This is a genomic window from Azospirillum sp. B506 (assembly GCF_000333595.1).
In the GTDB taxonomy this organism is placed as follows: Bacteria; Pseudomonadota; Alphaproteobacteria; order Azospirillales; family Azospirillaceae; genus Azospirillum.
Genome location: NZ_BADK01000762.1, coordinates 1 through 4,955, shown reverse-complemented (window position 1 = coordinate 4,955; position 4,955 = coordinate 1). Strand labels below are relative to the sequence as shown.

Here is a 4,955-nt window from a genome sequence, read left to right as displayed (position 1 = left end):
GCCCCTGGGCCGGCTTCCTCGCCAGGATCCGGCCACCCGCTCCTGCACCTCGATTTGCCTGCGCTTCACCGATCCGGAGGTGACCGCCCTGCCGGAAGAGGGTCAAGCCGCGTTCGCCAAGAAGATGTCCGCCCTGCTTGAGAAGGAGGAGGCCGCCTTCGACGCCGGTTCCTACCGCGACGCGCCTCCCGGCCTGCGCCTGTGGGGCGGGGCCACGGTGGAGAACGAGGATATGGAAGCGGTGCTGCCCTGGCTCGACTGGGCCTTCGCCACCGTCAAGGCAGAGATGCTCGGCCCGAAACAGGGCTGAGGTCCCACAAGCGTCAACCTGGCCGTCGTCCACAGGACTGCCCAGAGTTCGCAATAGGCCCCGCTGTGGCAGAAATGCCATGGCGAGGCCTTTTGCACGCGCTGCGTTGTGCTTTGCAGCATAAGGATTCGGTCAAGGAACCGTTCGTACGCAGCAGCATTTCTGCACCAGTGTGACCGGCCCGACGCGCGTATGAAGCCCGCAAGCTTGACCATGGTTATCCACAGAACCGTGGACAAGGTGGTGGATAAGCCTGTTGAACCATCGGTCCCGCCTATCTCGAAACCGTCACAGAGGGAGCGGCGCCGATTCGCAGCCGCGGTCGCCGGACGGGCGGAATTGCCTCTCCGGTTGAGGCATGGCCCTATCCCGAAGATGGTCTGGCAAGGCGTCGGTTGTGTCCCGACTCTTGGAAAGGATTTCCGGTAGACCTGCTGCAGTGCAGCGACGCCGGTGCAACGCAAGGAAGGGCTCTAGAACGACCATGGCGCACTACCTCATCACCGGCGGCTGCGGATTCATCGGCTCGCATCTGGCCGACCGGCTGCTTGCCGACGGTCATCGGGTGACGATCCTCGACAACCTGTCGAGCGGCCGGCTGGACAACAAGCCGGCCGCGGCGAAGCTGGTGGTGGGCGACGTCGCCGATCCCGACGCGGTGCGCGAGGCGATATCCGGCGATGCCGGCGAAGGGGTGGATGGCGTCTTTCATCTCGCTGCCGTGGCGTCGGTGCAGAAATCGCGGGAGCTTTGGGCTGAAACCCACCGCACCAACCTGCTGGGCACCGTCACCGTGTTCGAGGCGGCGCGCGATGCAAAGCACGGCAGCCCGATCCCGGTGGTCTATGCCTCGTCCGCCGCCGTCTATGGCGACAACACCAACACCCCGCTGAAGGAGGACGAACTGCCGCGCCCCCTGTCCGCCTATGGCGTCGACAAGCTGGGCTGCGAGATGCATGCCCGTGTCGCCTGGGCGATCCAGGGGGTGCCGACGGTCGGCTTCCGCTTCTTCAACGTCTATGGTCCGCGCCAGGATCCGATGTCGCCCTATTCCGGCGTGATCTCCATCTTCGCCCGCCGGGTCGCCCGCGGCGAGGATGTGGAAATCCATGGCGATGGCCAGCAGGTCCGCGATTTCGTCTTCGTCGGCGACGTGGTGCGCATCCTGGCGCTGGCGATGGAGCGCCGCTTCGCCGGGTCGCAGGTTTACAACCTCTGCACCGGCCGGGCGACGTCGCTGGTGATGCTGCTGGAGGTGTTGCAGGAGCTGTGTGGCAGCAAGGTCCGCCGCCACCATACCGAACCGCGCGCCGGCGACATCCGCGTGTCGATCGGTGACCCGTCGCTGATGCGCTCCACCTTCGACACCATGTGCCAGGTCGGCCTGCTCCAGGGCCTGAGCGCCACCTTGACCGGCCGCATGCCTTGAGGCTGCGATCATAGGCGGGTATGAGGGAGGGGCGTATCAACGCCCTCTCCCGCACCGGGAAAGGAAGCCATCCTCAAGGTAAGCGAAACATGCCCCGCCGCCGATCCCTCCCCCTGCGGGCCCTGTTCGCCATCCTTGCGATCCTCGCCGCCATCGCTGTGGCGGAGCGGCTCCACATCATCCCGCCCGGTACGCTCGACCGCCTGCTTGGGCAGGAGACCCACCGCCCCCGCCAGCCGCGCAGGCAGGAGCCCGCCGAACCGCCGCCGCCGATCGTCGCCCGCCCCGCCGACCGGATCGATTATGCCGATGTGGCTCGCCAGCTCGACGGCATCCGGGTGGAGCCCGAAAAGCGTCGCGGTTACCAGCGCGAGGACTGGCCGCATTGGCTGGCGCTCGACGGCGGCTGCCTGAATGCGCGTGAGAAGGTGCTGATCCGCGAGTCCCGCCGCCCGGCGATTCTCGACGCCAAAGGGTGCAGCGTGAAGTCCGGCGATTGGATCGACCCTTATACCGGCGAGCATTTCACCGATCCCCAGATCATCGACATCGACCACCGCGTGCCGCTGGAGGAGGCCTATGCCAGCGGTGGCTACGACTGGAGCCGCGAGAAGCGCGCCGCCTATGCCAACGACACCAGCGACCCGCTGACCTTGCTGGTTTCCAGCCGCGAGGCCAATCGCGCCAAGGGATCCAAGGGGCCGGAGGACTGGTTGCCGCCGAAGCGTGACGGCATCTGCCTCTATGTCGCCGACTGGATCCTGGTGAAGGCGCGCTGGGGGCTCAACATGGACGAGCGGGAAAGGGTGACGGTCGGCAACATCCTTGCCGACTGCCGCAGTTCGGCCGGGCAGCAGCGCTGACGCAGCCCTGCCCTGTCCGGGGCATTGTTTGGCACGCCACCGGCTTCACGCTACCGTTCCCCCGGAAAAGGGACGCGGAATCGGGAGAACGTATGACCGAAGGACACACACCCCTGTGGCGGGAAAGCGCCGCCACCCTCGCCGGGCGGCTGGCCCGTCGGGAGCTGTCTGCCCGCGAAGCGGTCGAGGCGCATCTGGCGCGCATCGCCGCCGCCGAACCAGCTCTGTCGGCCTTCATCACCGTCGCCGCCGACAAGGCGCGTGCCCGCGCCGATGCGCTTGACGCCCAGCCAGCCCTCGCCGGGCCGCTGCACGGCTTGCCGGTGGCGGTGAAGGATCTGACCGACACCGCCGGCATCCGCACCACCTATGGATCGGCGCTCTATGCCGACCATGTGCCAGCCACCAGCGACATTGCGGTGGCGCGGATCGAGGCGGCGGGCGGCATCGTCATCGGCAAGACCAACACGCCGGAGTTCGGCTTCGGCGCCATCTGCCAGAACCTCTTGTATGGGCCGACCCGCAATCCGGTCGATCCCGCTCTGACCTCCGGCGGGTCGAGCGGCGGATCGGCGGCGGCGGTCGCGGTTGGCATGGCACCGCTGGCGCATGGCACCGACTTCGGCGGGTCGGTGCGGGTTCCGGCCAGTTTCTGCGGCATCGCTTCCATCCGGCCGACCCCAGGGCTGATTCCGGCGCCCGGCCGCGCGCTCGGCTGGGACACGCTGGCGACCCACGGAGTGCTGGGGCGCAACACCACGGACTGCGCGCTGCTGCTGTCGGCGATGGCCGGCGGCGACCTGCGCGATCCGACCTCCCTGTTCGGCGACCGGGATAACGGGTCGGACAATCGGCTCGGCGCCACCGCCGACTTCGGTGCCGCCACCGTCTCCCAAGCGGTGCGGGAACGCTTCGCCGAAGCGGTCGACCGGCTTGAGCGGGTCGCCGGACCGGTGGCACGCCGGCACCCCGACTGCGGCGACGCCATGGCGACCTTCCGCATGCTGCGCGCCGCCCAGACCCGCCACGCCTTCGGTCCGATGCTGGCCAAACATGGCGAAGCGCTGACCGACACCATCCGCTGGAACATCGAGGCCGGGGTCGGCGTCACCGCCGACGCCTATCTGGAGGCTCAGACTGCCCGCACCGCGCTCTACCGCCGTTTCGTCGCCCTGTTCGAGGAGATCGACGTGCTGGCCGCCCCGGCCTGCGGCGTGCTGCCCTGGCCCAATGCGGACGGAGAGGTGACGGTGATCGACGGCCGGCCGGTGGAGACCATCCTCGATTATCTGGGCGTCACCGCCATCGTCACGCTGATCGGCTTCCCCGTGCTGACCCTGCCGGTTGGCAGCTCTTCCGGCGCTGACGGTTTGCCCTTCGGCATTCAGCTGATCGCCCGGCCGGGCGAGGAACGGCGCCTGATCCGCCTGGGTTGCAAGCTGGAGCGTGAGGCCGGGTTCGCCCACCGCTGGGCACTGAGGTGATGTGGTGGAAGGGCCGTCCGCCACATCACCTCAAACGCCGAAACGCCCCGGCTTTTTGGAGCCGGGGCGTTTCTGTGTGTTTGATGAAGATGCAAGCATGAGCGTTTTGTTTGAGCGTCTCTTGTGCCTGAGTGACCTGGCGGCGACCTACTCTCCCACGTCTTAAGACGCAGTACCATTGGCGCGGAGGCTTTTCACGGCCGAGTTCGGGATGGGATCGGGTGTTTGACACCTCGCCATGACCACCAGGTCACCAAGGCACAAGACCGACGCTCATTCCAAAAGCGCATATGCTTGTTCAGTGCAAGTGATGTGAGGAGTATCGAACTGCGGCGCGTGCTGTCAAGCTGCTGTTTTGAGCAGGCTTGCTGCTCGCGCCCGCCGCCGCCCGCCGTCAGCGGCACCCAGGTCACCTCGAAGATGCGCGGGCAGTCGCCGCCGTCCAGCGTCAGCGGTCCCGGTGCGGTCGCCGACATGGCGGCGACCATCGTGGACAGGGCAGACAGCCCGGGCAGGTCGGCAAGCCGTCGCCCGATCGCGGCATGATCGCCGGCAAGCGCCTGTGCTGCCGGATTGGCCTCCACCACGGTGCCGTCGCTGTCCAGCACCAGCACCGGGTCCGGCACGGCGTCCAGCAGCGCATCGCGGGCCACCGGCAACAGCTCGAACAGGCGCCGCCTGGTGATCAGCCAATAGAAGATCCCGTCCATCATCAGGAAGCTGAAGGCTGTCGGATCCAGGTCGAACAGGGTCAGGTTGCCGAAGATATAGCCGGCATTGGCGGCCCACGGCACCGCCATCACCACCAGGAAACCAAGGTAATGGGTGCGGTAAGCCGGCGTCGCCCGGTGGATGCTGCTGGCGGTGAC

The 4,955-nt window shown here is 67.4% G+C and carries 3 protein-coding genes, 1 rRNA gene and 2 pseudogenes; 4 read left to right on the top strand and 2 right to left on the bottom strand.

What is annotated here, in order from left to right:
- The 4 genes and pseudogenes from I71_RS23920 to I71_RS23905 form a co-directional block, all read left to right on the top strand.
- A pseudogene (locus I71_RS23920) lies at positions 1 to 310 on the top strand (phosphoserine aminotransferase); the annotation flags it as partial.
- 484 nt (positions 311 to 794) lie between these two features.
- Complete coding sequence (locus I71_RS23915; RefSeq protein ID WP_042699398.1) at positions 795 to 1,739, top strand: SDR family NAD(P)-dependent oxidoreductase; 945 nt, start codon at positions 795 to 797, stop codon at positions 1,737 to 1,739.
- A gap of 89 nt (positions 1,740 to 1,828) precedes the next feature.
- On the top strand, positions 1,829 to 2,602 hold the full coding sequence (locus tag I71_RS23910; protein WP_042699396.1) for a DUF1524 domain-containing protein: 774 nt from the start codon (positions 1,829 to 1,831) through the stop codon (positions 2,600 to 2,602).
- Between the two features lie 92 nt (positions 2,603 to 2,694).
- Positions 2,695 to 4,086 carry an amidase gene (locus tag I71_RS23905; protein WP_042699393.1) on the top strand — a complete coding sequence of 464 codons (1,392 nt, stop codon included), beginning with the start codon at positions 2,695 to 2,697 and terminating at the stop codon, positions 4,084 to 4,086.
- Between the two features lie 134 nt (positions 4,087 to 4,220).
- On the opposite strand, the gene rrf is transcribed toward I71_RS23905, so the two are convergent.
- Positions 4,221 to 4,336 (bottom strand): 5S ribosomal RNA (gene rrf, locus I71_RS23900).
- Between the two features lie 142 nt (positions 4,337 to 4,478).
- Positions 4,479 to 4,940, bottom strand: a pseudogene (locus tag I71_RS36375) (histidine kinase N-terminal 7TM domain-containing protein); the annotation flags it as partial.
- Positions 4,941 to 4,955: the final 15 nt, after the last annotated feature.

What these genes read in the sequence shown, in the direction of transcription:
- I71_RS23910 (WP_042699396.1), top strand. Translation starts at nt 1,829, where the DNA reads ATGCCCCGCCGCCGATCCCTCCCCCTGCGGGCCCTGTTCGCCATCCTT.
- I71_RS23915 (WP_042699398.1), top strand. Translation starts at nt 795, where the DNA reads ATGGCGCACTACCTCATCACCGGCGGCTGCGGATTCATCGGCTCGCAT.
- I71_RS23905 (WP_042699393.1), top strand. Translation starts at nt 2,695, where the DNA reads ATGACCGAAGGACACACACCCCTGTGGCGGGAAAGCGCCGCCACCCTC.